We start from the raw sequence: 24,282 nt of genomic DNA, 5'->3' as shown, positions 1-24,282 counted from the left end.
GCCTGAGCACCTGCTGCCATACCCGGCGAGCGCTCGGCTCTTGAAACGGTGGCCACCTGGGCTCCATGTCGACGAAATCTAATCTCGTCGTGCTCCCGGCACAACGGCCCAGCAAACCGAACTGGCGATAACAGTCCCCGCTCGATGGGGGCGTGGCAGGGTAGTGAGGCAGCGGCTGCGCGAGTTAGCAAGGCAGTAAAGCCAATTGACAAGGAGGTCATGATGGCCAAGGCGGCGAAGAAGACCCCAGCCAAGAAATCGTCGACCGGGGCCGCCTCAGACGCGCACCGCGAGCCGCATCTGGCCCGTGAGCACCTGCCCATCCCCGACCCCAAGCACGTGGGATTGACCACCTACGACGCCAAGGACCCCAACACCAAATACCCACCGATCAAACAACTGCGCCCGCCACAGGGGGCGCCGAACGTGCTCATCGTCTTGATCGACGATGTCGGGTTCGGCGCGTCGTCGGCGTTCGGCGGACCGTGTCGCACCCCGGTGGCCGAGCAGCTGGCGGCCGGCGGGCTCAAACTCAACCGCTTCCACACCACCGCCTTGTGCTCACCCACCCGGCAAGCGCTGTTGACCGGGCGCAACCACCACTCGGTGGGCATGGGCGCGATCACCGAGATGGCCACCTCGGCGCCCGGCAACAACAGCATCAGGCCCAAGGAGAAGGCACCGCTGGCCGAGACCTTGAAGCTCAACGGCTACTCCACCGCACAGTTCGGTAAGTGTCACGAGGTGCCGGGGTGGGAGGTCACCCCGATGGGCCCGTTCCACCAGTGGCCGACGGGTTCGGGGTTCGAGTACTTCTACGGCTTCGTCGGCGGCGAGGCCAATCAGTACTACCCGGGTCTGTACGAGGGCACCACGGCGGTAGAACCGCCGAAGACCCCGGAGCAGGGCTACACGCTGACCGAGGATCTGGCGGATCGGGCGATCACCTGGGTACGCCAGCAAAAGGCGCTGATGCCCGACAAGCCGTTCTTCATGTATTTCGCACCCGGTGCGACCCACGCCCCGCATCACGTGCCCAAAGTGTGGTCGGACAAGTACCGGGGCAAGTTCGACGACGGCTGGGACGCGCTGCGGGAGAAGACCCTCAACCGGCAGAAGGAACTCGGGGTGGTATCCGATGGCGCCGAGCTGACCAAGCGCCATGACGAGATCCCGGCCTGGGACGACATGCCCGACGAACTCAAGCCGGTGCTGGCCAGGCAGATGGAGATCTACGCCGGGTTCCTCGAGCAGACCGACCATGAGGTGGGGCGCCTCGTCGGTGCCATCGATGACCTCGGTGTCCTCGACGACACGCTGATCTACTACATCATCGGCGACAACGGAGCCTCGGCCGAGGGCACCATCAACGGCTGCTTCAACGAGATGACCACGCTCAACGGGTTGCCCGGGATCGAGACGACGGAGTTCCTGCTGTCCAAGACCGACGATTTCGGCACCCCGGACGCCTACAACCACTACGCCGTCGGCTGGGCGCATGCCCTCTGTGCGCCCTACCAGTGGACCAAGCAGGTCGCCTCGCACTGGGGCGGCACCCGCAACGGCACCGTCGTGCACTGGCCCAACGGCCTCACCGAGCAAGGGGGAATGCGCGACCAGTTCCACCACGTGATCGACGTGGCGCCGACCATCCTGGAGGCGGCCGGTTTGCCGGCACCGCATTCGGTCAACGGAATAGCCCAGGCGCCCCTCGAAGGCGTCAGCATGATGTCGACGCTGCGCGATGCCGCGGCGCCCGAAACCCACGAGGTCCAATATTTCGAGATGATGGGCAACCGCGGCATCTACTTCCAGGGCTGGACCGCGGTGACCAAACACCGCACCCCGTGGAAAGCCGACGCCCCACCGCCGTTCGACGACGACATATGGGAACTGTATGCCCCCGGTGACTGGACCCAGGCGCACAATCTGGCCACGCAGAACCCGGCCAAGCTCGCCGAGCTGCAGCGGCTTTGGCTCATCGAGGCCACCAAGTACAACGTTGTGCCGCTCGATGACCGCGGCTTCGAGCGGATCAACCCCGACATCGCCGGCCGTCCGCAATTGGTGCGGGGCAACAGCCAGCTGCTGTTCGACGGGATGCGCGTCAGCGAATGGTGCGTCTTGACGATCAAGAACAAATCGCACTCGGTGACCGCCGAAGTCGAGGTGCCAACGGGCGGGGCCAGCGGAGTGCTCATCACCCAGGGCGGCAGCGCCGGGGGCTGGACGCTGTACGCCCACGAGGGCAGGCTCAAGTACTGCTACAACTTCCTCGGCATCGACCACTACATGGTGGCCGCGACCAAGCCGATCCCCACCGGCAAGCACCAGGTCCGGATGGAATTCGGCTACGACGGCGGCGGGTTGGGCAGGGGCGGCGATGTCACGCTTTTCTACGACGGCAAAGCGGTGGGCCAGGGACGGGTCGAGCGCACCCAACCCATGGCGTTTTCCGCCGATGAGGCCTGTGACGTCGGGTGCGACACCGGATCGCCCGCCTCGCCCGACTACGGCCCTACCGGCAACGCCTTCAGCGGCACCATCGCCTGGGTGCAGATCGATCTCGGTGCAGACAGCCATGACCATCTGATCACCGCCGAAGACCGGTTCAACATTGCCATGGCCAAGCAGTGACCTGCCGCAGACGCCCCAATTAGCACGGTTTCCGGCATTTCGACGTGCGCGAGCGACGGATCTCAAGGATTGTCTTAGGCATGTCGGCTCCCCCCACAAGCCCGGTCAGACGTGTTCATCCGGTCGACGAGGTACTGCCGATCCCCAAATTGGCGACCTACGGCTTTCAGCACGTCGTCGCGTTCTACGCCGGGGCGGTCGTGGTGCCGATCATCATTGCCAACGCGATCGACCTGCCCCACCAGGACCTGGTCAAGCTGATCACCGCGGACCTGTTCACCTGTGGCGTCGCCTCGATCATCCAGTCCGTCGGCTTCTGGAAGATCGGGGTGCGGCTGCCCCTGCTGCAGGGCGTGGCGTTCGCCGGGGTGTCGCCGGTTATCGCCATCGGACTTTCCCATGGCGGCGGAACGCCCAGCCTGCTCTACGTCTACGGCGCGGTGATCGTCGCCGGTTTGTTCACCATCCTGATCGCCCCGATCTTCACCAAGCTGCTGCGATTTTTTCCCCCGGTGGTCACCGGCACGCTGATCACCATCATCGGGCTGTGCCTGGTGCCGGTGGGCGCCGGCGACGCGGTGACCAATCCGCGCACCGGCGAGCACGACCCGACCAACATTCGCTGGCTGCTCTACGCGCTGGGAACGATCGCGATCATCGTGGCGATCCAGCGGGTGTTCAGTGGTTTCATGGCCACCATCGCGGTGTTGATCGGCTTGGTCGTGGGCTGCGTGGTCGCCTACGGCCTGGGCGACATGAGCTTCGCCAAGGTGGACGAGGCGTCGGTTATCGGATTCACCGAGCCGTTCGTGTTCGGTATGCCGAAATTCGACTTCGTTGCATGCTTGACGATGATCATCGTGCTGATGATCACCTCGGTGGAGTCGACCGGCTCGACCCTGGCCACCGGCGAGATCGTCGGCAAGCGCATCAAGGCCGCCCAAATCGGCAACGTGCTGCGCGCCGACGGACTGGCCACCGTGATCGGCGGAATCTTCAACTCCTTTCCCTACACCGCGTTCTCCGAGAACATCGGGCTGGTGCGGCTCACTCGGGTCAAGAGTCGCTGGGTGGTCGCCGCCGCCGGGGTGGTGATGATCGTGCTCGGGTTCCTGCCCAAGGTCGCCGCGGTCGTCTCGGCGGTCCCCAGCCCGGTCCTCGGCGGGGCGGCGTTGACGCTGTTTGCCACCGTCGCCGTGGTGGGCATCCAGACGCTGGGCAAGGTCGACTTCACCGACCACCGAAACCTCATCATCGTGACCACCAGCCTGGCGCTGGCGTTGTGGGTGACGTCCTATCCCGACGTCGCCGAGTCGATGCCGTCGGGCGTGGACCTGATCTTCGGCAGCGGCATCAGCATCGGTGCCGTCGCCGCGATCGTGCTCAACATCGTGTTCTTTCACACCGGCTCGCATGGGCCACGGGTGGCCGGCGGCGGCTCGATTACCCTCCATGAGGTCAACGCGATGACCCGCGAGCGATTCACCGAAGTGTTCGGCCATGTCGTACAGGACGTCCCCTGGGTGATCGACCGTGCCTACGAGCACCGGCCGTTCGCCGACACCGCCGCGCTTCGCGAGGCGTTCCAGGACGCGGTGCTCACCGGGTCCTCCGAGCAGCAGATGGAGCTACTCAATGCGTTTCACGATCTGGGTGCCGAGGACGAGACCGGACGCGCCCTGGCCGTCGACCACGTGTCGCTATCCAATCTCGACGAGCGGGATCACAACGTAGTGGTGGAGCTTGCCAGCGCCTACCGCGAACACTTCGGCTTCCCGCTGATCATCTGCGCCCGCGAGACCGAGCGCTTCGACCGAGTGCTCAAGAACGGCTGGTCGCGGATGGACAATTCCCCCGCCACCGAGAGGGCGTACGCCCTCATCGAGGCGGCCAAGATCGCCAACTACCGGTTCAGCGATCTGGTCGCCGACGCGAACCCGATTGCGTCGGCCAGGCTCAGCCGACTCAACGAGCTGCACTAGATGACCAAGCCTGCCCTGGGCCTTGATGGCTTCAATCGCCTCACGGATCGCCAACGCATGCACCTGCTGTTCGGCGTGTGTTCGACGACGATCTGGGCGCGCCGGGTGCTGGCCGGCGCGCCGTTCGATGATGTCGATGCGCTGCTGGACCGCGCGGACCGGGTACTGGCCCAGCTGCCCGAGGCCGAGATCGACGCCGCGCTGGACGGCCACCCGCGCATCGGTGCCAGGGCCGACAACGCGTCCTCGGCGCGTGAGCAGGCCCTAGTCGCCGGAGCCGGCGAGGCCGTGCGCGCCGAACTCGCCGAAAAAAATCGCAAGTACGAGGACAAGTTCGGTTACGTCTACTTGGTGTGCGCCACCGGACGATCCGCCGAGGACTTGCTCGAGACGCTCACCGACCGGCTCGACAACGACCCGGAAACCGAACGCCGGGTGATGCGCAGCGAACTGGCCAAGATCAACCGGCTGCGGCTGCAGCGGCTCCTGCGTGAGCCCGCGTGAGCGCCGCGCGTGGCTACCGGCCTGGCATGGTGAACCCATGAGCCTTTCGACACATGTGCTGGACGCCGTGAGCGGTCGACCCGCGGCCGGAGTCGCCGTGGAACTCACCGACGCTGCCGGAACACCTCTTGCCAGCGGCCGCACCGACGATGACGGCCGGATCAAGTCGCTCGGTGCGACACTGGCCGCCGGGATCTACCGGCTGCGCTTCGATACCGGCGAATATTTCGCCGCGAGCGGCACCGCCGGGTTCTACCCCGAGGTCGTCATCGCCTTCGACCTCACTGACGTCGACGCCCAATACCACGTGCCGCTGTTGTTGTCGCCGTACGCGTATTCGACATACCGGGGGAGTTAATGGATCTCAACTCCGTAGAAATCGTCAATACCCCCAGCCGCCGCGACGAACTCTGGCCGCTGGAGCCCACCGACGCCATTCTCGCCGGCGGGACCTGGCTGTTCTCCGAACCGAACTCACACATCCGCCGCCTGGTCGACATCACCGGCCTGGGCTGGCAGCCGATAGCGTTCGGCGACAACGGTATTGACCTGGCCGCAACGTGCACACTTGCCGAGATCTCGACGCTGTCGGGGCGGCTGCCCGCCGACTGGACGGCCGGTGCGCTGCTGTATCAGTGCTGCACCGCAATGCTGGCGTCGGCCAAGATCTGGCGCACCGCCACCATCGGCGGCAATGTGTGCCTGTCCTTTCCGGCCGGCGCCATGATTTCGCTGCTGTCCGCGTTGGATGCGCGCGTGACGGTGTGGTGCGCCGATGGCAACGACTACACGCTGCCGGTCGCCGAGTTCGTCACCGGACAGGCCGCCAACGTGCTCGTGCCCGGCGACGTGCTGCGCTCCTTTCACCTGCCGGCCGCCGCGCTGCGGGCCCGGACCGCCTTCCGCAAGCTCGCCCCGTCCGCGCTGGGGCGCTCCGGCATCGTGGTGATCGGCCGCCGTGGCGCCGAGTCCGACGGCGGCGGCTTCGTGCTGTCGATCACGGCGGCCACCGTGCGCCCCTTCGTGTTCGAGTTCCCCACCCTGCCCGGCACCGACGAGCTGCGCGCCGCCCACGCCGGCATACCCGATGGCGCCTGGACCCGCGACGCACACGGCGATCCCGATTGGCGGGCAGCGGTGAGCCTGGTGCTGGCCGAGCAGATCCTGGCCGAGCTGGCATGAGGTTCACCGTCAACGCAGCCGACCTGGACGCCACCCCGGCGGCCGGGCAATGCCTGCGCACCTTCCTGCGCGAGCACGGCCACTTCGAAGTCAAGATGGGCTGCGATGCCGGTGACTGCGGCGCTTGCTCGGTCTTGGTCGACGGCGCCGCGGTGCACTCGTGCGTGTTCCCGGCATTTCGCGCGGCGGGCCGCACCGTCACGACGGTGGCCGGGCTGGGCACCCCCGATGACCTGCACCCGATGCAGCGCCGTTTCGCCGAGGCGGCCGCCTTCCAGTGCGGGTTTTGCACGGCCGGTCTGGTGGTCACCGCGTCGACCTTCGGCGATGACGAATTGGCCAATCTGCCACAGCATCTCAAGGGCAACCTGTGCCGGTGCACCGGCTACCGGGCGATCCTGGACGCGCTGGAGGGCAAGGTCAACGTCGAGAAGCCCAGCGGATCCGACGCCGGGCGCTCGATCGGCGCACCGGCGGCACTGCGGGTGGTGACCGGCACCGAGCCCTACACCACAGACCACGCGCCGGCCGGCCTGCTGCACCTGGCCGTGCTCGGCAGCCCGCTCGCGCACGCCCGTATCACCTCGATCGACACCACGGCGGCCGCGACGATACCCGGTGTCCACCTGATCCTCACCCACCACGACAGCTCAGCCGTTGCGTTCTCCACCGCGCGCCACGAGATGCGCACCGACGACCCCGACGACACCTATGTGTTGGACCGCACCGTGCGCTTCATCGGACAGCGGGTTGCGGCGGTGGTCGCCGACAGCGTGGCGGTCGCCGAAAAAGCTTGCCGGGCGATCCAGATCGAGTACGAGGAACTGCCGGCCGTGTTCGATCCGGAGCAGGCCCGGGCGCCCGGCGCGGTGCTCTTGCACGCCGACAAGGGCGGCCAGGCCCGCATCGCCGACCCGGCGCGCAACGTGGTCGCCGAATTACATGGCGGCACCGGCGATGTCGAAGCCGGCGTTGCCGCCGCGGAGGCCTCCGGCGGAGCGGTGGTGCGCGGACGGTGGCAGACCGCCCGAGTGGGGCCGGCCCACCTCGAAACCCATGGCTGCACCGGGTGGCGGGACAGCCGCGGGCGACTGGTGATCCGCACCAGCTCCCAGACACCGTTTCTGGTCCGCGACGAACTGTGCCACGTCTTCGGGCTGGACCGCGACCAGGTGCACGTTTTCACCAAGCGGGTCGGCGGCGGATTCGGCGGCAAACAGGAGATGCTCACCGAGGACCTGGTGACGTTGGCCGTGCTGAGACTGGGCCGGCCGGTGCGCTACGAGTTCACCCGTGTCGACGAGTTCGTCCGGGCGACGTGCCGCCACCCCTACCGCATCGACGTCACCGTGGCCGCCGACGGGGATGGGGTGCTGACCGCGCTGGCGGTCGATGCCCTGATGGATGCCGGGGCGTACGGAAACCACACTCGGGGTGTGCTGTTTCACGGTTGCGGCGAGTCGGTGTCGGTGTACCGCTGTGCGAACAAGCGCATCGACGCCGAGGCCGTGTACACCAATAACGTGCCGTCGGGGGCGTTCCGCGGCTACGGCGTGGGCCAGATGGTCTTCGCGGTGGAGTCGGCACTCGACGACCTGGCACAACGACTGGGCATCGACGCGTTCGAGTTCCGGCGCCGAAACGTGGTGGTGCCCGGCGACCCGTTCGTCGATGCCCATGCCGGCGAGAACGATCTGACGTTCGGCAGCTACGGGCTGGATCAATGCCTGGACCTGGCCCAGGACGCGTTGCGCCGCGGTGGGAGACCGGCTCCCGACGGCGCGGGCTGGCGAGTCGGAGAGGGCATGGCCCTGGCGATGATCGCGACGCTGCCCCCGGGCGGGCATTTCGCGTCCGCCGACATCTCGGTCGACGACGCCGGCGTCTACACGCTGTGCGTCGGCACCTCGGAGTTCGGCAACGGCACCACCACCGTGCACGCGCAGCTGACCGCCACGGCGTTGGGCACCACCAGCGACCGGATCGTGATCCGCCAGTCCGACACCGACGTGGTCGAGCACTACACCGGGGCGTTCGGCTCGGCCGGAACCGTGATCGCCGGACGTGCGGCGCTGGGCGCGGCCCAACAGTTGCGCAGCCGGATCATCGCCGCCGCGGCCGAGGTGGCCGGCGCGTCGCCAGCCGACTGCGTGCTGGGCCCGCACGGCGTGCAGTGCGGGCAGCAGCTGGTCGGATTCGGGCAATTGCCGACGCCGTTGACCGGGCAGGGAAGCCAGGACGGGACACCGCGGTCGGTGTCGTTCAATGTGCACGCCTTCCGGGTCGCGGTCAACACCGACACCGGCCAGGTGGAGATCTTGCAGTCGGTTCAGGCCGCCGACGCCGGGGTGGTGCTGAACCCGGAGCAGTGCCGCGGGCAGGTGGAGGGCAGCGTGGCGCAGGCGATCGGTTCCGCGCTGTATGAGGACCTACAGATCGGCCCCGACGGCAGGGTGCTCACCCAGACGCTGCGCGACTATCACATTCCGCAGTTCGTCGACGTGCCCCTCACCGAGGTGTACTTCGCCGACACCTTCGACGAACTCGGTCCGCTGGGCGCGAAATCGATGGCCGAATCGCCCTACAACCCGGTGGCGCCGGCTCTGGCCAACGCGATCGCCCGGGCCTGCGGTGCGCGGGTCACCCGGCTGCCGATGACCGCGGCCCGAGTGTGGCGGGCGATCAACTCAGCGGAGTGAGCGGCCCACCCATGATGTTGGCGACGAGCCCGCGAATGATGTTGGTGCCGTCTTCGTTTCGCAGCTCCTCATACCAGGCTGCGGTGGTATCGGGGTCCTTGGCGTGGATGACGTCGCAGCGCTTACGGGCCCGCAATACCAGATCGCCGGCCCGTTCGGTGCGGCTGGCCTGATAGGCGGCCAGCGCGGCCGCAACGTCGGTGGGGTTGTCCTTGAGCGCCCATTGCAGTGCCACCGCGTCTTCCATCGCCGAGCATCCGCCCTGCCCGATGTCGGGCGTGGTGTTGTGGGCGGCATCGCCAAGCACGGCGACGCGCCCCTTGACCCAGGTGTGGAACGGGTCCAGGTCGAGGATCTCGACGCGGTTGGTGGTCGTCAGGTCGAGCTTGTCGATCAAGGCCTGCACGCCCGGTGCCCAGCCGGCGAACTGCTCGCGCAGCACCTCTCGCGCAGTGCCTTTCTCGAAGGGCAGGCCCTCGGGCTCGACCACGTCGAAGAAGAAGTAGAACCTGTCATCGGCGACCGGCATCGCCGACACCCGCTTGCCGTCGCCGACATACATGGTCCACTCGTTGGCGGGGCTGATGGCTTCGTCGACCTCCACCAGCCCGTTGTAGTTGACGTAGCCGGCGTAGCGCCGGGTGACCGGCCCGCCCAGTACGTATTCCCGGGTGATCGAGTTTGCTCCGTCGGCGCCGATGAGGATGTCGGCACTCGCGATGGTGCCGTCGGCGAACGTCGCGGTGGCGGCGCCGTCCTGGTTGGCGACCTCGACCATCTTCATGCCGAAATGGATCTCGTCGATCCCGTAGGCCTCCATCAGCATTTGCTGCAGCTCGGCGCGGGCGATTGGGTACGGGCGCTGACCGACCTGCTCGATGAGCGGCTGCATCGAGATCCGGCACATGGTCTCGCCGGAGTGGGCCTCGGCGTAGCTCATCGTCTCGACGATCCCGCCCAGCCGTGCCGTCTGCTGCTCGAGTCCCAGGTAGTTGAGGCATTTCACCCCGTTGGACCACACCGAGATGGCGGCGCCGACCGGCTTGTTCTCGGTGACACGCTCATAGACCTCGGTGTCAATGCCGATCTGGCGCAGGGCAATCGCGGCACTCATGCCGCCGATGCCCGCACCGATGATCACCGCTTTCACCGGTGTTACCTCCTTTGCTCTCCGGGTGCCGTGCGTCGACCGTATGACGGCTGGCCCCGTTTCGCGCGTCGAAGCGGTGCCGGGCGGCTGGGTGCCGACAACTGGGCAATGGGTTGGATCGCCATGGCGCGCTCGCCAATGGACCCTACCCGGCCATCGAGGCTGGTGCTGCCCCCGAGGCGGTTGCTGCCGGGCGCCAGGTGGAGCCCCCTGTCAGGATTGAACTGACGACCGCTCGCTTACAAGGCGAGTGCTCTACCACTGAGCTAAGGAGGCCGGTAAGACCGCTGCCAGCCTAACCCCTCACTCGTCGGCGTCGACCACTCGCTGGGAGCGCACCGGGCGTGAGGACGAACGGCGCGCGGGACGCCGGCCCGGCAGCGGGATGCGCTCGGCGATGCTGCTCAGCGGGTTGACCACCATGGTGAGCGCGACGACGGCGTCTTGCAGGGTCTCGATCGCCGGCTCCAGCGCCTCCATGCCGGGGGCCAGCCGGGCCAGGGTGTCGGCCACATCGGCGAGCTGTTCGAGGGGCCCGTTCTTGGCGGTGAGCTTGTCGACCAGACCACCTTCGGACAGCAACCGATCGGCCAGCCCGTCCTCGGAAAGGACCCGCTCGATCAAGCCGTCCTCGGCGACCAGTTGATCGGCCAGCCCGCCCGGCTGCAGCGCGCGATGCATCGCGCCGCCCTCGGCGGTCACGCGGTCGAGCAAACCACCGGGCGCGGTCAGCAGGTCGACCACCCCGCCCGGGCGCAGCATCCGGTCCATCGGGCCGTTGGGCGCGATCGCCCGCCCCAACGGCGCATCCTCGTCGAGCAGCTTGGCCAGCCGGTTGGCGCGCACGATCGCGTCCTCGATGCCGAGCACGCTGGCCATGGCGTTGTTGCCGGCATCGGTGCTGGTTTCGCCGAGCGCTTGCTTGGCCAGGCCGACGGCGGCTCCCGCGAGGTTGAGGCTGGCCTCAGCGGCGGCGAGACCGGCGCGGGCGGGGGCGGTGGCAAAGGCCACCAGGCTTTGGCCGACGTTCATTCTGTGAGTCTATTCACGACGCGCCGCAATAATTGCGTCCGGGTTCGGGCAGGCACGACTATTCCTGGCAGACTATTAGCGGGTGACTGTCAACGAGCTTTCAGGAAGTACACAATGAACGTTAAGCAAGCTTTCAGCTGCATGTTGCAGGAATTAATGTCATGACAGCCACAACCCCGGGCGAGGCCACCACACCAGAAGCGCGCATCCTCGTTGTCGACGACGAGGACAACATCGTCGAGCTGCTCTCGGTCAGTCTGAAGTTTCAGGGATTCGAGGTGCACACGGCGACCAACGGCGCGCAGGCGTTGGATCGGGCCAGGGAAACCCGCCCGGACGCGGTGATTCTCGATGTGATGATGCCCGGGATGGACGGCTTCGGTGTGCTGCGGCGGCTGCGGGCCGACGGCATCGATGCACCCGCACTGTTCTTGACCGCCCGGGACTCGCTGCAGGACAAGATCGCGGGGCTGACCCTGGGCGGCGATGACTACGTGACAAAGCCCTTCAGCCTGGAAGAGGTCGTTGCTCGGTTGCGGGTAATTCTGCGCCGCGCCGGCAAGGGCAGCGCAGAGCCGCGCAATTCCCGCCTTACGTTCGCCGATATCGAGCTCGATGAGGAAACCCACGAAGTGTGGAAGGCCGGCCAGCCGGTGTCGCTATCGCCCACCGAGTTCACCTTGTTGCGCTATTTCGTGATCAATGCGGGCACGGTGCTGAGCAAGCCGAAAATTCTCGACCATGTGTGGCGCTACGACTTCGGTGGCGACGTCAACGTCGTCGAGTCCTACGTGTCGTATCTGCGGCGCAAGATCGATACCGGCGACAAGCGGCTGCTGCACACCTTGCGTGGGGTCGGCTATGTGCTGCGGGAGCCGCGATGAGCGTGCTCCCTAGCCCGGCAGGTTAGGGAGGAGCGCCGCGATGGCCGAACGTCTTCCGCGCGCAGTGCCGCTCCGGGTGGGTCTGGTCGCGGCCACCCTCGCCCTGGTGTTGTGTGGCCTGCTGGCCTCGGGCGTGGCGGTCACCTCGATCCTGCGACACAGCCTGGTCAGCAGGATCGACTCGACGCTGCTGGAAGCCTCGCGCACCTGGGCGCAAGCCTCCTGGCGGCATTCGATGCCCAGCGTTGAAGGCCCCGACCCGGCCCGGCCTCCGTCGAAGTTCTACGTGCGCAGCATCAGTCCCGACGGTCGGGCCATGACGGCCATCAACGACCGCAACGCCGAGCCGGCGCTGCCCGCCGACAACGACGTGGGTTCGGATCCGACGACGCTGCCCTCGGTGAACGGCTCGAACATCGAGTGGCGGGCGGTCTCGGTGCACGGGCCGCAGGGCGGCCTGACGACGGTGGCCATCGATCTGTCCGACGTTCAGCACACGGTGCGGTCGCTGGTCTGGCTGCAGATCGGTATTGGGGCCGGGGTACTTGTGGTGGTCGGCCTGGCCGGCTTCGCGGTGGTGCAACGCAGCCTGCGGCCGCTGTCCGAAGTCGAGCAGACCGCCGCGGCCATCGCTTCGGGTCAGCTGGATCGCCGTGTGCCAGAACGTGATCCCCGAACCGAGGTGGGCCAGCTTTCGCTCGCCATGAATGGAATGCTGTCCCAGATCCAAGTAGCGCTGGCGGCGTCGGAGGATTCGGCGGAAAAGGCACGCAGTTCCGAAGAACGGATGCGGCGTTTCATCACCGATGCCAGCCACGAACTACGTACCCCGCTGACCACGATCCGCGGCTTCGCCGAGCTGTATCGCCAGGGCGCGGCGCGCGATGTGGCCATGTTGCTGTCGCGGATCGAGAGCGAAGCCAGCCGGATGGGCCTGCTGGTGGACGATTTACTGACGCTGGCCCGCCTGGACGTGCAACGGCCGCTGGAGCGCAACCGGGTGGACCTGCTGGTTCTTGCCGCCGATGCGGTGCACGATGCGCGGGCGATCGACCGGAAGCGCGCCATCACCGTCGAAGTCCTGGAGGGCCCGGGCACACCGGAGGTGCTCGGCGACGAGCCCCGGTTGCGCCAGGTGCTCAGCAACCTCGTCGGCAACGCGCTGCAGCACACGCCCGACAGCGCCGACGTCACCGTGCGGGTCGGCACGGCTGGCGAGAACGCGGTCCTGGAAGTGGCCGACAAAGGTCCCGGGATGCCCGCGGAGGACGCGGCCAGGGTATTCGAGCGGTTCTACCGGACCGACTCTTCGCGCGCCCGCGCCAGTGGTGGGACCGGGCTTGGTCTGTCGATCGTCCACTCCCTGGTGAAGGCGCACGGCGGCGATGTCACGCTGACGACCGCGCCGGGGGAGGGCTGTTGCTTTCGCGTCACGCTGCCGCGCGTCAGCGAGGCGGCGGTGGAACTCACCGAGCCGGTCAGTTAGACCGATTCAGGTCAGCTCCGATAGCGCCTTTTTGATTTTGGCTTGCGCTTCGTCCAGTGATTCCGGTGACGGATTGCGGTCGACGGTGGCGAAACCGAAGTCGCTCAAGTGGCGGGTGGGGAACACGTGGATGTGCAGGTGTGGGACCTCTAACCCGGCGATGATGACGCCGGCGCGTTCGGTGCCAAACGCCTTGCACACCGCCTTGCCGATCAGCTGACTGACTTCCATCACCCGGCCGAATACCGCGCCGTCCACGGTCTGCCACTGATCGATTTCGGCGCGCGGGACCACCAACGTGTGGCCCTGGGTCATCGGCTCAATCGTCAAGAACGCGACGACGTCGTCGTCCTCGTAGACAAAGCGGCCGGGCAGTTCACGGTTGATGATCTTGGTGAAGATCGATGCCATTGGTTCAGCATATGTGTGCCGTCACTGACCCCAGCGCTGGCCATGGCCAGGACCCCAGCACATCGGCCGCGCTGGGCAGACCGACCAGCGCTCCTTGCGAGAAGTAGGGGCCGGCGTTGGGAGTCAGCGAGGAGTATCCGTCGTTGACGATCGGTGCCAGCACCGAGTTGAGGCCCGCGACGATCGGCGCCGGGACACCGATCTGCTCGAGCGGTAACAGCATCGGCAACGTCGGGGACGGGATCAGGTACGTCGTGATCGTGCCTCCCAGCGAGGTGGTCACGCTGGACACTTCGACCGCGTCCGACAGCGAGGCGAACGATGACGTGTTGTGGTACTAGGCGGCCCCGAACAGGGAGTTCACCCAGGCCGGGAGATTCCATGGCCGGTCGGGCGGATTGCCCCAGAAGTCGTATTGGCCATTGACCACGCTGACGTCGTATTGGGTGTTGGACAGGCCGTGCACCGTGTAGTTGATCAACGGCACGGTCAGGCCATCGGGCAAGTAGATGTGCGCCAAACCGAGCTCAGGGCTGCCGAACAAGGCGAACTCCAGGGCATGGGCCGGTGGCGCGTTGGGGTCGGTTGCCAGGTAAGCCAACTCGCGGTTGGCGACGATGGTGCCTTGTGACAGTGCGGCCACGTGCACCGGCAACCCGCTGCCATTGGTCACCGCGCTCATGATCTGCTCATGGAGCATCCGCGTTCCGATGGCGACGGCCGTGTTGGTGTCGGGGGCGGCTAGACTGCCGCTGAGGATGCCGATGCTGGCCGGATAGTTGATGACCGAAGCGATGGTGTCGGGGAACCAGTTTTCTCCGATCGCATGGTTGATCAAGTCATATCCCTGCAGGATCGACGCCGAACTCGGCCCCGGAATGCCCAGCAGGAGTGCCTGTCCCAGATAGGGCAGCTCGGTGAGGAATCTCGGATAGTAAAGCGGTCCGGCCCCCGGGACCGTAATCCTGGTGCCTGCCGCCGCGGGCGCCATCGAGGCACCCCCGGCGGGCGTGGCTGCGGTGCTGGCCGAGGCCGTCGGGTCGGCGCCGAGCAGCGGGTGCCCGAGCAGCGCCGTGGCGGGGGCGTTGATCGCGCCGGCCAGACATCGCTGCGCGTTGGCGATCTCGGTGGTCAGATACGTGTTGGCGTCGGCCGCCAAGGTGAGCACGAACCGCTCGTGAAACTCCGCCGCTTGGGCGCTGGCCAGCTGATACTGCAGGCCGTGCGTGCTGAACAACGCCGCAATGTGGGTGGAGACTTCGTCGGCGCCCGCGGCCAGCAGCAGAGTCGTGGATCGGGCGGCCGCTGCGGTGGCCGTGCTGACCGCCGACCCCATCGCGGCCAAATCCTCGGCCGCGGTGCTCAGAAAATCGGGCGCTGCAACGACATACGACACGGGTCTCTCCTCGAGAGCACGAGGGAGGCGTGCCGATCGTCGGCCCTCGCGCAATCTGTGGCCATGAGGTTACTCGCAGGCCGGACCCTGGCGCCGACTTTTGGGCAGGACTGCCGGGACTTCATAGCCTTGTAGTCCGTCATCGGGTCGGTGCGTCATCGGCTCTCCCGGCCGGATCCAGGGCGCCAAGGGGCACATCTCATTCGTTCTGGTCTGATGGGATTGCCGTGGCGCGCGGCATTCGGAGCGCCGAACCTGCCCGGTCGAAATATCCGAAATTACAGTCGCACAGTGATTTTCGGACAACTCAACCATCATGTTACTGGTCACAAGTCTTTTCGAGACAAAATCGTTAACCCGATGTGGCCGTGTCGTTTTCCGCGTTCGTCAAGATCCTCGGTGACCCAATACACGGGAGGGGACCTACGTGCGGTTTCCTGCGGCAGTGCTCGCCATACCCACGGCATTGCTTACCGAGTGTGCCATTTCGGCGCTGCCCGCCGTCTTCCCGCCCGCCACGCACGCCGCCGCCGCATTCGGTCCGCTGGCCCCGCCCAACCCGTTCATGGCGCCGAATGGATTGGCGTCCATGCACAATGACGCCGGATCGGCAGACGCGGGCCCGCTCCCCGGCCCCGGTGCGCGGCTGGCGCCGATCTTTGCCTACCCGCTGCTGGCCGCCTGTCCGAGCATCACCCAGGGGACTGACGGATTGGTGTTGGCCCTGTGCACCAACGACATCACCCAGGCCCCCATCGTCTATCTGATCGATCCCGGCGGCCTGGTTCCACATGTCATACCGCTGGCGAGCCTCGGCATCGCCAAAGGAGGTCTGCTCGGCGGCGTGTATGCCTACCTGGACAACAACAACCAGCTGGTGATGATCGACGGGACCAACCACCTACTGCGTATCGCTCATGCCAAGGACAGCAAGGGCTGCTGGCAATTGAGCATCACCGAGTCCACCGACGTGTCCAGTGCCATCCCGGCCGGCGATCAGTCCGTGGGTGTGGTCCCCGACTACCTGGGAAATGTGTGGTTCGCCACCGGCAGCGGCGTGGTCGGAGTGGCCAAGGTGGGCGGTGGTGTCGCCAGCGTTCAGTTGGACCCCGGTGAGCAAGTCGCCAACAGCATCTCGGCCTCGCCGGCCAACCGCGTCGGCGTGGCCACCACCGCCGCTCTCTACGAGCTCAACCTGGACGGCGTCGGCAATCCGCAGGTGCTGTGGCGGCAGCCCTACGATCGCGGCCCGGCTCGCAAGCCGGGACAACTCAGCTGGGGCACCGGTTCCACCCCAACCTATTTCGGGCCCACCGGTGCGGACTACCTGACCATCGTCGACAACGCTGACCCGCTGGTGCACGCGTTGATCTACGAGTCCGGAACGGGCAACCTGATCTGCCAGCAGCCGGTGCTGACTCAAGGCGGGCCGGGCAGTGAGAACTCGCCCATCGGCGCCGGGACGTCCATGTTCATCGCCAGCACCTACGGCTACCCGTATCCGGCGGTGCCGGCGGGCGCGGGCCCCGCGGTGCCCCCGACCGCGCCGTTCGTCGGGGGAATGACTCGGGTCGACGTCGAGCCCACCGGATGTCGCACCGTGTGGGACAGCAGTACTCGCAGTGCGGCGTTGCCCCACCTGTCTATTGCCGACGGCCTGATCTACACCATCACGCGGATCGGCCTGGACAACACCACCCCGCTGGACGTCTTCGCGTTTGCCGTCATCGATCCGAACAACGGTCGAGTGCTGCTACAGCAACCGAAATCGGCCACCATCCTCAGTGATCCGATCCAAACGGCCTGCATGGTCCTGATGGACAACAAGATCATGCAGGGCAACATCACCGGAATCGGCCGTATCGGATGAGTTATTCTTGGTTGCCGAACTTCATCATCTCCAGGTTCCAGTATCCGCGCATGTTGGTCATGAGCCCCTCGTCGTTGACGCGATAGGTGAACACGCCGCGGACCTCGCTGGTGAAGCCGCCGTCAAACCTGCTGCGCAGCACCAGGATATGGGCGATCTCGTTGGGTGAACTCGACGGAAAGGTCTCCTCGCAGGTGATCGACAGCTGGTTGGCCGCAATGTTGGTGTCATAGAAGTTCGCCACACCATCTTTGCCCCGCACCCCGGTGCCGTCCGGGTTGGTCACGGACTTGCCGATCGGATCCTCGATGACGATGTCGTCGGCCATCAAGGCGAGCCACCCCTGGCGGTCGTGGGCTTGAACGCAGCGCCATGACGCCTGCGAGGCCGCCAATGCGGGGGACTGGGCGGTTTGGGTCATCGCTATCTCCTGTCGTCAAATGGCGCGCGCGGCGCGTGCACCGCCGCGTCGGTGGCCAGATGCAGGCCACCGGGAGTGTCGGGGTGCCGGTGATCAACCCCGTTGGCACCCACCGTGATCAGACCCACGCCACCTCTGGCGCGAGCCGCGAAACAGTCACGGGTGCGCTGGGCTGGCCGCCCGTCGGTGGTGTCGAACCTCGTCTCCATCGCAGACCTCACCGGCCGGTTGCGCGGCGCCATGGCGCCGATTCGCCCCGGCGCCAACAGGTGCGGAAAGCGGGTCACCCAGGCCCACGCGCCTCGTGCCGAGCGGCCTACCGGTCGGCGTCGGTGAAGCGGATGACGCCGCGAATGTTCTTGCCGTCAATCATGTCCTGGTAGCCCTCGTTGATCTGTTCCAGCCGGTACTGGCGGGTGATCATGTCGTCGAGGTTGAGCTTGCGCGCCTTGTACATCGACAGCAGTTGCGGAATGTCGTATTGCGGGTTACCGCCGCCGAAGATGGTGCCCTGCAAGTTCTTCTGCATCAGGGTCAGCATTGCCAGGTTCAGGTTGACCTGAGTGTCCAGCAGGCTGCCGATCGCGCTGACCACGCAGGTACCGCCCTTTGAGGTGATCGCCAAGTAGGTGTCGATGTCGGAGCCCTGCAACTCGCCGACGGTGATCACCACTTTCTTGGCCATCAGCCCGTAGGTGACTTCGGCGATCCCCATGAGCGCCGCCTCCATGTCGGGATAGACATGGGTGGCGCCGAACTTGAGCGCCTGGTCGCGTTTCCACTCCACCGGCTCGACGGCGAAGATGTAGCGGGCGCCGGCGGTCACCGCGCCCTGCAGCGCCGCCATGCCGACCCCGCCAAGACCGACGATGGCGACGTCGTCGCCGGGGCGGACGTCGGCGGTACGAACTGCCGAGCCATAGCCGGTGGTGACGCCGCAACCCACCAGGGCGGCGACCTCGAAAGGAATGGCTGGGTCGATCTTCACCACCGAGCTGCGGTGTACCACCATGTACGGCGAGAAGGTGCCCAACAGGGTCATGGGGTAGACGTTCTGGCCGCGGGCCTGGATGCGGAAGGTGCCGTCGGACACCGCGGCGCCGGCCAGCAACCCCGCCCCCAGGTCGCAGAGATTGCGCAGGCCGGCCTGACAGGTCGGGCATCTGCCGCAGGACGGGATGAAGGACAACACCACGTGGTCGCCGGGGGTGATGTCGTCCACACCGGGGCCGACCTCGGTCACGACACCGGCGCCCTCATGTCCGCCCAGGACCGGGAAACCCGCCATCGGAATGCCGCCGGTGACCAGGTGGTTGTCGGAGCGGCACATGCCCGCCGCTTCCATCTGAATCTTGACCTCGTCTTTGACCGGATCGCCGATTTCGATGTCCTCGACCGACCACGGCTGGTTGAACTCCCAGATCAGAGCGCCTTTTGTCTTCACGTTGGACCTGACCTCATTTCGCCATTGAATTGATCAGAACTGCCGGACGCGGACGCCCAGGCAGTAGTGACGAGTGCCACAGGACACTCTTTTCGGCCAGCATAGCGCGCGCAACAAAACAAATGCTTGGTTGGGTGCATGGAGCGGCTGGCCGTACCCGGGTCACCAGATCGGGACGGGCGTCTTACCCAGCGGGTAGTAGCCGGGAAGCCGCTCACCGGCGAGGCTGCGCTCGATGCGCCGCTGCATGCCCGCGGACAGCTTCCCGGCCTTCATCAGATCCAGGTACAGCGCCTGCACGTGCCCGAAGTCGAAGAAGTCGCGCTGCCACTCGATGAGTTTGTCCGCGTTGAGCCGGAACCAGCTGCCGCCGATGCCGTAGATCTCCTGTCGGCCGCCGTCGCCGTCGGTGACGACCTGCTTCCAGAAGCCGACGATCTCGCCCTGCCGGTCATCGATGATGACCTTCTGATAGGGGTACTGCCAGTTCTGAAGGCCCTCCATCTCGTACCCGAGCGCGACGTCGCGGATCTCGTCGATCCCGACGCACATCACGTCTTCCTTCGGGCCGATGTTCCATCCGTAGGTGGCATCGGGGGCGTAGAAGTCGGCCAGTGGCTTCCAGTCGCCCGCAGCCTCGCAGTCCCTGTTGGCCTGAAGCCAGGACTGCACCCACTGTTCAAGTTCGCTACGTTCGAACGACGCCATCGTCCTCAGTCTTCTTTCGCTTTGATCGATAGTGCTTGGGTTGGACACATTCGCACCGCCTGCTCTATCTCTGGGCGGGCTTGCTCGGGGGGGCTCGGGATCGATGATCTCGACCTTGCCTCGCTTGGGCACCCGGAAGTAGTCCGGTGCCTCCAATTCGCACATGGCGTGGCCCTGGCACAGATCCAGGTCGGCCTCAATCCGGTAGCTCATCAGTGGCCCCGGTTGTCGCTCAATTTTCTGCGGCGGTAGCGCACCCTGGCGGGGCGCGCCAACTGAACCACCATCTTGGAGTGGTCGTTGCGATAGCTGTCGGCGGGCTGCGCCATCTCGAACTCGTACTCGCGCAGCAATACCGAGAAGATCGCCTTGATTTGCATGGTGGCGAATGCCGCACCCACGCAGCGATGCCGTCCGGCGCCGAACGGGATCCAGGTCCAGCGGTTGATCAAATCCTCTTGCCGCGGCTCCTGGTAGCGCTCGGGCACAAACTCATCCGGATCGGGGAAGTCCTCGGCAATCCGGTTGGAGATCGCCGGTGAAGCCGCAACCAGTTCACCTTCGTGAATCGGGTAACCCTCGACCTGGAATTCGCCCTTGGCCACCCGCATCAGGATGATCAACGGCGGGTGTAGCCGCAGCGTCTCCTTCAACACGTTCTCCAGCCGTGGAATCTGGCGCAGCGCGTGGAAACTCACCGGCTGGCCGTCGGCGTAGAGCTCGTCGAGCTCATCGATCACGGCGGCATACGCGTCGGGGTGGCGCAGCAGCTCGATCAGCGTCCAGGCCGAGGTACCCGAACTGGTGTGGTGCCCGGCGAACATCAACGAGATGAACATGCCGGTCACCTCATCGGCGCAGAACCGCGGATTGCCTTGCTCATCGGTGATCGACACCAGCACGTCGAGCATGTCGCGGTCACGCTTGTCGGTCGGCGGGTTGGCGACCCGCTGGTGCATGATGTCCTGGACCAACGCCACCAAGCCTTTTCGGGCCTCGTCTCGCCGACGGAAACTTTCGATCGGCAGATACGGATCCACGTAGCACAGCGGGTCGGTGCCGTGCTCGAGCTCGTGATAGAAGTGCGCGAACCGGGAGTCGAGCTGGTTGCGGAACTTCGTGCCGATCAGACACGAGGTCGAGGTGTAGATGGTCAGTTCGGCAAAGAACTCCAGCAGGTCGATTTCGCCTTCCTGGCCCCAATTCTCGATCATCCGATGCACTTCGCGTTCGATGGTCGTGGCATGCCCTTTCATGTGCTCGCCACGCAATGCCGAGTTGTGCAGCATCTCCTTGCGCCGCTCGGGGCTGGCGTCGAACACCACCCCTTTGCCGAAGGTCGGGGTCATGAAGGGGTAGGCCTCGGCCTGGTCGAGTTATTCATCGCTGGAGCGGAAAAAGAACTCATTGGCCTTAGCGCCAGAGAGCAGGACGACGTGCTTGTTGGCCAACTGGAACCAGCCCACGTCGCCACATTCGTCGCGCACCCGCTGCATCAACCCGATCGGATCGGTGCGGAACTCCTCGAGATGTCCGTGTTCCTCTTCGCCGCCGGACACTCGCGGCACGATCGCTGTCGTCATGAATCCTTGGCCTTCTCATCGACTTTGAGTTGCTGACGGTTCGTGGTGGCGGCCAACGGGGCTTCCGGCTGCAACTCCATGTTGGCCACGAACCCACCCCTGGGTGTTTCCGCCACGAATGTGATGGCCCGGGCGATATCGGATGCTCGCAGGAAGTAATCGTGGCGCGCCTGACCCCATTTGGCCCAGTCCTCGAGTGCCGGGCCGATCGACTCGACCGGCAGGCTCCAGCCCATCGCCGTCTTGGTCGGGCCGGGATGCACGATCGACGCACGCAGGCCGGTGCCCTCCAATTCCATCTGCAGGTTGGTGACCATTGCCACCAGCGCGGCCTTGGCCGCGCCGTAGGCACCCATGTGCGGGCGCTGGCGCAGCGCCACATCCGAACCCACGAAGATCAGGTCCCCGCGTTGGCGTTCGAGCATGCCCGGAAGAACCGCGGTGGCCAGCCGGTTCGCCCCGATCAAATGGATCTGGACCTGCGATTCGAAAGTCTCGGTACCGATTTCGTAGAGTCGACCGAAGTAGGTGTCGCCGGCGCCGGCGACCAGCACCTCGATGTCGCCGAGCCGCTCGGTGGCCTGATGCACGAAATCCTTGACCGAATCTGCGTCAGTGACATCGAGGGCCAGCGCGACGGCATCGCCGCCATCGGCGCGAATCTTCTCGACGATCTCTTCACACTTCTGCACCCGCCGCGCGCCCAGCGCAACCGGAAAGCCATGGGCGGCCAGCTCGACCGCGGTGGCGGCGCCGATTCCCGATGACGCGCCGGCGACGATCGCGGGCCGGCGATCCGGGTGGGGCTGGAAGCGAGGCATCAGGCGACCTCCACGGTGATCGGCAGGTGAGCGAATCCGCGGACGTTGCTGGAGTGGACCCGCACGGCGTTGCCCTCGTCGACCTGGTAGCCACGGATTCGTTTGAACAGTTCGGTCAGTGCCACCCGGGCTTCCATCCGAGCCAGATGTGCTCCCAGACAGAAGTGCGCGCCACTACCGAAACTCAGCAACTTCGAGCCGATCTCGCGCCCGATCAGGTACTCGTCGGGATCCCGGAATGCCCGCTCGTCACGGTGGGCCGAGCCCGGCAACAGGAGCACCACGTCCCCCTCGGGGATCGTGGTGTCGTAGAGGGTGAGTTCACCGACGACGGTGCGGGCCAGGATCTGGCTCGAGGTGTCATAGCGCAGGGTTTCCTCGACCCACAGCGGCACTCGAGAAAGATCGGCGTAGATCGGTGTCAGTTGATCGGTGTTCTTGTGGCCCCAAAACGCGGCATTGGCGATAAGTTTGGTCGTCGTCTCATTTCCGGCGATCACCATCAAGAACATGAAACCGAGCACTTCTTCGTCGGTGAGGCGGTCGCCGTCGACGTCGGCGGCCAGCAGCGCGGAGGTCAGATCGTCGGAGGGCTTCTTACGCCGCTCGGCGATCATCTGCTGGTAGTAGACGATGAGGTTGATCGATGCCTCGATGCCTCGATGGCCGACGCCGGCACATCCGTGACACCGTCCTCGCGGTGCATCACCCCGTCTGCCATCGCCCGGATCTGATCGCGATCGGCGACCGGAACGCCCATCAGCTCGGAGATCACATCCATCGGCAGCTTGCCGGCGAATTCGGCCACATAGTCGACCGTCTGGGAGCCGCCGGCCATGTCCAGCATGGTGTCCAGGTGCGCCACGGCCAGCTCGGTCACCCGCGGCTCCAGCTCGTGAATCCGCCTTGGCGTAAAGCCTTTCGAGACCAGCGTGCGCAGCCGTAGATGGGCCGGGTCGTCCATCGCCAAGAATGACATCGTCTTGGTGGCATGGGGCCCGCGTGACACCGGATCCAGCGAAACTCCGTCGCGGTTGGAAAGCGTGGTGCTGTTGCGGAATCCCTGGTGCACGTCGCGGTGCCGGGACAGCGCCCAGAACCCGAGCTCCTGGTTGTGATAGAGCGGGGCCTCGTCGCGCAGCCGCCGATAGTACGGATACGGATCCTCGTGGAAGTCGTAGTCATAGGGATCAAGGACCAGCTCGGGTCCCCCCACGTGCACGCTCATGCGTCCTCGCCCGCCTCGGCGGCTGGCTCTGCCAAATCGTCGCCGGGGGCCGCCTGCCCCGCGCCGACCAGGATCAGTACCGCGACGTCGGCCAGCCGGTCGGCAACTTCGTGATAGGTGAACTCCCCACTGCCGGCGTGTACCAGCGCGCCGAAAAATGCCATTTCGAGCGCCGCGATGGTGCCGGGTTGCGCCCCAGGACCGATGGCCGAGGCGATCCGGCGATGGATCTCGGCGCCGATCTGATCGCGCACGGCGCGCACCGCGGGGTCGGCGCCGCCGCCCAGTAGCGCCGCCGTGCACGCGGCCCCCACCTCGGGTTCATCCGCTACCACCAGGGCCAGGTGCCGCAGCGCCTGTACCACCCGATCGCGCATCGCGACGTTGACGTCGGTGAAGAAGGGGACCTTGCGCACCAGGTCGAGATAGACCTCGGCGATCAGGTGGTTCTTCGACGAAAAGTAGGTATATGCGGTGGCCGGGGACACCCCGGCGCGGGCCGCCACCATCCGGACTGTCAGGTCCGGGTAGGAGCTCGCCCGCAAGGTGTCCATGCCAGCTGCCAGCACCCGGCGAAAGGTCTCCTCCTGGCGACGGTTGCGCCGCCGATCTCCGGACTCGTGCTGTTGCTGGTCGGTGACCGTAACCAGTGCATCGCTGGACACATGTCCAAGCTAGAGGATGGTTACGAGGCGAGGCAACCCCTGTGCCTGAAAATGCGGTCCTAACATCTATAAACGGGGGGATTGGCGGTCGCCGGCGGGGCCGGACCTTGCACCGTCGCCGCGCTTGAAGCTATGGTTGGCCCATCGATATCGGACAGTTGTCCATTAGATTGGTCCTT

Annotated in this window: 17 protein-coding genes, 1 tRNA gene and 4 pseudogenes; 9 read left to right on the top strand and 13 right to left on the bottom strand. The window is 66.0% G+C overall.

What is annotated here, in order from left to right:
* Positions 1–222: 222 nt before the first annotated feature.
* The 6 genes from CKW46_RS27165 (at position 223) to CKW46_RS27140 (ending at position 9,004) form a co-directional block, all read left to right on the top strand.
* Positions 223–2,637 (top strand): arylsulfatase, encoded by a 2,415-nt coding sequence (locus tag CKW46_RS27165; RefSeq protein WP_482052609.1) that lies wholly within the window; start codon positions 223–225, stop codon positions 2,635–2,637.
* 80 nt (positions 2,638–2,717) lie between these two features.
* The gene (locus tag CKW46_RS27160) at positions 2,718–4,619 is read left to right on the top strand and encodes a solute carrier family 23 protein (protein ID WP_482052608.1); all 1,902 of its coding nucleotides are present in this window, start codon (positions 2,718–2,720) and stop codon (positions 4,617–4,619) included.
* Positions 4,620–5,123 (top strand): 2-oxo-4-hydroxy-4-carboxy-5-ureidoimidazoline decarboxylase, encoded by a 504-nt coding sequence (gene uraD / locus CKW46_RS27155; RefSeq protein WP_012396476.1) that lies wholly within the window; start codon positions 4,620–4,622, stop codon positions 5,121–5,123.
* Positions 5,124–5,160: 37 nt separating this feature from the next.
* Positions 5,161–5,481, top strand: coding sequence for a hydroxyisourate hydrolase (gene uraH, locus CKW46_RS27150; protein ID WP_020785789.1), 321 nt, complete (start codon positions 5,161–5,163; stop codon positions 5,479–5,481).
* Entirely contained in the window at positions 5,481–6,305 is an 825-nt protein-coding gene (locus CKW46_RS27145) for an FAD binding domain-containing protein (protein ID WP_015357323.1), read from the top strand. Before uraH ends, CKW46_RS27145 begins: the two co-directional genes overlap by 1 nt.
* Positions 6,302–9,004 carry a molybdopterin-dependent oxidoreductase gene (locus CKW46_RS27140; protein WP_482052607.1) on the top strand — a complete coding sequence of 901 codons (2,703 nt, stop codon included), beginning with the start codon at positions 6,302–6,304 and terminating at the stop codon, positions 9,002–9,004. Before CKW46_RS27145 ends, CKW46_RS27140 begins: the two co-directional genes overlap by 4 nt.
* On the opposite strand, the gene hpxO is transcribed toward CKW46_RS27140, so the two are convergent.
* From hpxO to CKW46_RS27125, 3 genes are all read right to left on the bottom strand, one after another.
* Positions 8,988–10,154, bottom strand: a complete 1,167-nt coding sequence (gene hpxO / locus CKW46_RS27135; protein WP_015357322.1) for an FAD-dependent urate hydroxylase HpxO — start codon at positions 10,152–10,154, stop codon at positions 8,988–8,990. The two genes, CKW46_RS27140 and hpxO, sit on opposite strands and share 17 nt — an antisense overlap.
* Positions 10,155–10,355: 201 nt before the next feature.
* A tRNA-Thr gene (locus CKW46_RS27130) sits at positions 10,356–10,430 on the bottom strand.
* A 27-nt stretch (positions 10,431–10,457) separates the two neighbouring features.
* Positions 10,458–11,186, bottom strand: a complete 729-nt coding sequence (locus CKW46_RS27125; RefSeq protein WP_011738791.1) for a hypothetical protein — start codon at positions 11,184–11,186, stop codon at positions 10,458–10,460.
* A gap of 161 nt (positions 11,187–11,347) precedes the next feature.
* Here CKW46_RS27125 and phoP point away from each other — a divergent pair, with 161 nt between their 5' ends.
* Both phoP and CKW46_RS27115 read left to right on the top strand, forming a co-directional pair.
* Positions 11,348–12,070: a two-component system response regulator PhoP gene (gene phoP / locus CKW46_RS27120; RefSeq protein WP_012396471.1), complete on the top strand. Its 723-nt coding sequence runs from the start codon at positions 11,348–11,350 to the stop codon at positions 12,068–12,070.
* A gap of 40 nt (positions 12,071–12,110) precedes the next feature.
* Positions 12,111–13,556 (top strand): sensor histidine kinase, encoded by a 1,446-nt coding sequence (locus CKW46_RS27115; protein WP_015357321.1) that lies wholly within the window; start codon positions 12,111–12,113, stop codon positions 13,554–13,556.
* Positions 13,557–13,562: 6 nt separating this feature from the next.
* Here the strand turns inward: CKW46_RS27115 and CKW46_RS27110 are convergent, their stop codons facing one another.
* A complete protein-coding gene (locus CKW46_RS27110; protein WP_011738794.1) occupies positions 13,563–13,967 on the bottom strand; it encodes an HIT family protein in 405 nt (134 codons plus the stop codon).
* Between the two features lie 4 nt (positions 13,968–13,971).
* A pseudogene (locus CKW46_RS27105) lies at positions 13,972–15,303 on the bottom strand (PE-PPE domain-containing protein).
* A gap of 487 nt (positions 15,304–15,790) precedes the next feature.
* Between CKW46_RS27105 and CKW46_RS27100 the strand changes: the two are divergent.
* Entirely contained in the window at positions 15,791–17,233 is a 1,443-nt protein-coding gene (locus CKW46_RS27100; RefSeq protein ID WP_240274344.1) for a hypothetical protein, read from the top strand.
* Between the two features lies 1 nt (position 17,234).
* Here the strand turns inward: CKW46_RS27100 and CKW46_RS27095 are convergent, their stop codons facing one another.
* From CKW46_RS27095 to CKW46_RS27060, 8 genes and pseudogenes are all read right to left on the bottom strand, one after another.
* Entirely contained in the window at positions 17,235–17,654 is a 420-nt protein-coding gene (locus CKW46_RS27095; protein WP_011738796.1) for a ketosteroid isomerase family protein, read from the bottom strand.
* Positions 17,655–17,970: 316 nt separating this feature from the next.
* Complete coding sequence (locus tag CKW46_RS27090) at positions 17,971–19,098, bottom strand: NDMA-dependent alcohol dehydrogenase (RefSeq protein ID WP_482052606.1); 1,128 nt, start codon at positions 19,096–19,098, stop codon at positions 17,971–17,973.
* A 162-nt stretch (positions 19,099–19,260) separates the two neighbouring features.
* Positions 19,261–19,806, bottom strand: coding sequence for a nuclear transport factor 2-like protein (locus CKW46_RS27085; protein ID WP_012396463.1), 546 nt, complete (start codon positions 19,804–19,806; stop codon positions 19,261–19,263).
* A 5-nt stretch (positions 19,807–19,811) separates the two neighbouring features.
* Positions 19,812–20,019, bottom strand: a pseudogene (locus CKW46_RS27080) (ferredoxin).
* A pseudogene (gene cyp51 / locus CKW46_RS27075) lies at positions 20,019–21,389 on the bottom strand (lanosterol 14-alpha demethylase). The pseudogenes CKW46_RS27080 and cyp51 overlap by 1 nt, the downstream one beginning before the upstream one ends.
* A complete protein-coding gene (locus CKW46_RS27070) occupies positions 21,386–22,210 on the bottom strand; it encodes an SDR family oxidoreductase (RefSeq protein WP_015357316.1) in 825 nt (274 codons plus the stop codon). Before CKW46_RS27070 ends, cyp51 begins: the two are co-directional and overlap by 4 nt.
* Positions 22,210–23,438: pseudogene (locus CKW46_RS27065) on the bottom strand (cytochrome P450). The gene CKW46_RS27070 and the pseudogene CKW46_RS27065 overlap by 1 nt, the downstream one beginning before the upstream one ends.
* The gene (locus CKW46_RS27060; RefSeq protein ID WP_012396459.1) at positions 23,435–24,103 is read right to left on the bottom strand and encodes a TetR/AcrR family transcriptional regulator; all 669 of its coding nucleotides are present in this window, start codon (positions 24,101–24,103) and stop codon (positions 23,435–23,437) included. The pseudogene CKW46_RS27065 and the gene CKW46_RS27060 overlap by 4 nt, the downstream one beginning before the upstream one ends.
* Between the last annotated feature and the right edge of the window lie 179 nt (positions 24,104–24,282).

Source organism: Mycobacterium liflandii, assembly GCF_022354805.1.
GTDB lineage: Bacteria > Actinomycetota > Actinomycetes > Mycobacteriales > Mycobacteriaceae > Mycobacterium > Mycobacterium marinum.
This window is presented reverse-complemented; position numbering and strand designations above follow the sequence as displayed.

Excerpts from the sequence above, each read along its gene's own strand:
- CKW46_RS27115 (WP_015357321.1), top strand. The coding sequence starts at position 12,111 with ATGGCCGAACGTCTTCCGCGCGCAGTGCCGCTCCGGGTGGGTCTGGTC.
- CKW46_RS27110 (WP_011738794.1), bottom strand. The coding sequence starts at position 13,967 with ATGGCATCGATCTTCACCAAGATCATCAACCGTGAACTGCCCGGCCGC.
- CKW46_RS27085 (WP_012396463.1), bottom strand. The coding sequence starts at position 19,806 with ATGGCGTCGTTCGAACGTAGCGAACTTGAACAGTGGGTGCAGTCCTGG.
- uraH (WP_020785789.1), top strand. The coding sequence starts at position 5,161 with ATGAGCCTTTCGACACATGTGCTGGACGCCGTGAGCGGTCGACCCGCG.
- phoP (WP_012396471.1), top strand. The coding sequence starts at position 11,348 with ATGACAGCCACAACCCCGGGCGAGGCCACCACACCAGAAGCGCGCATC.
- CKW46_RS27145 (WP_015357323.1), top strand. The coding sequence starts at position 5,481 with ATGGATCTCAACTCCGTAGAAATCGTCAATACCCCCAGCCGCCGCGAC.
- CKW46_RS27160 (WP_482052608.1), top strand. The coding sequence starts at position 2,718 with ATGTCGGCTCCCCCCACAAGCCCGGTCAGACGTGTTCATCCGGTCGAC.
- CKW46_RS27165 (WP_482052609.1), top strand. The coding sequence starts at position 223 with ATGGCCAAGGCGGCGAAGAAGACCCCAGCCAAGAAATCGTCGACCGGG.
- CKW46_RS27095 (WP_011738796.1), bottom strand. The coding sequence starts at position 17,654 with ATGACCCAAACCGCCCAGTCCCCCGCATTGGCGGCCTCGCAGGCGTCA.
- CKW46_RS27140 (WP_482052607.1), top strand. The coding sequence starts at position 6,302 with ATGAGGTTCACCGTCAACGCAGCCGACCTGGACGCCACCCCGGCGGCC.
- uraD (WP_012396476.1), top strand. The coding sequence starts at position 4,620 with ATGACCAAGCCTGCCCTGGGCCTTGATGGCTTCAATCGCCTCACGGAT.
- CKW46_RS27070 (WP_015357316.1), bottom strand. The coding sequence starts at position 22,210 with ATGCCTCGCTTCCAGCCCCACCCGGATCGCCGGCCCGCGATCGTCGCC.
- CKW46_RS27125 (WP_011738791.1), bottom strand. The coding sequence starts at position 11,186 with ATGAACGTCGGCCAAAGCCTGGTGGCCTTTGCCACCGCCCCCGCCCGC.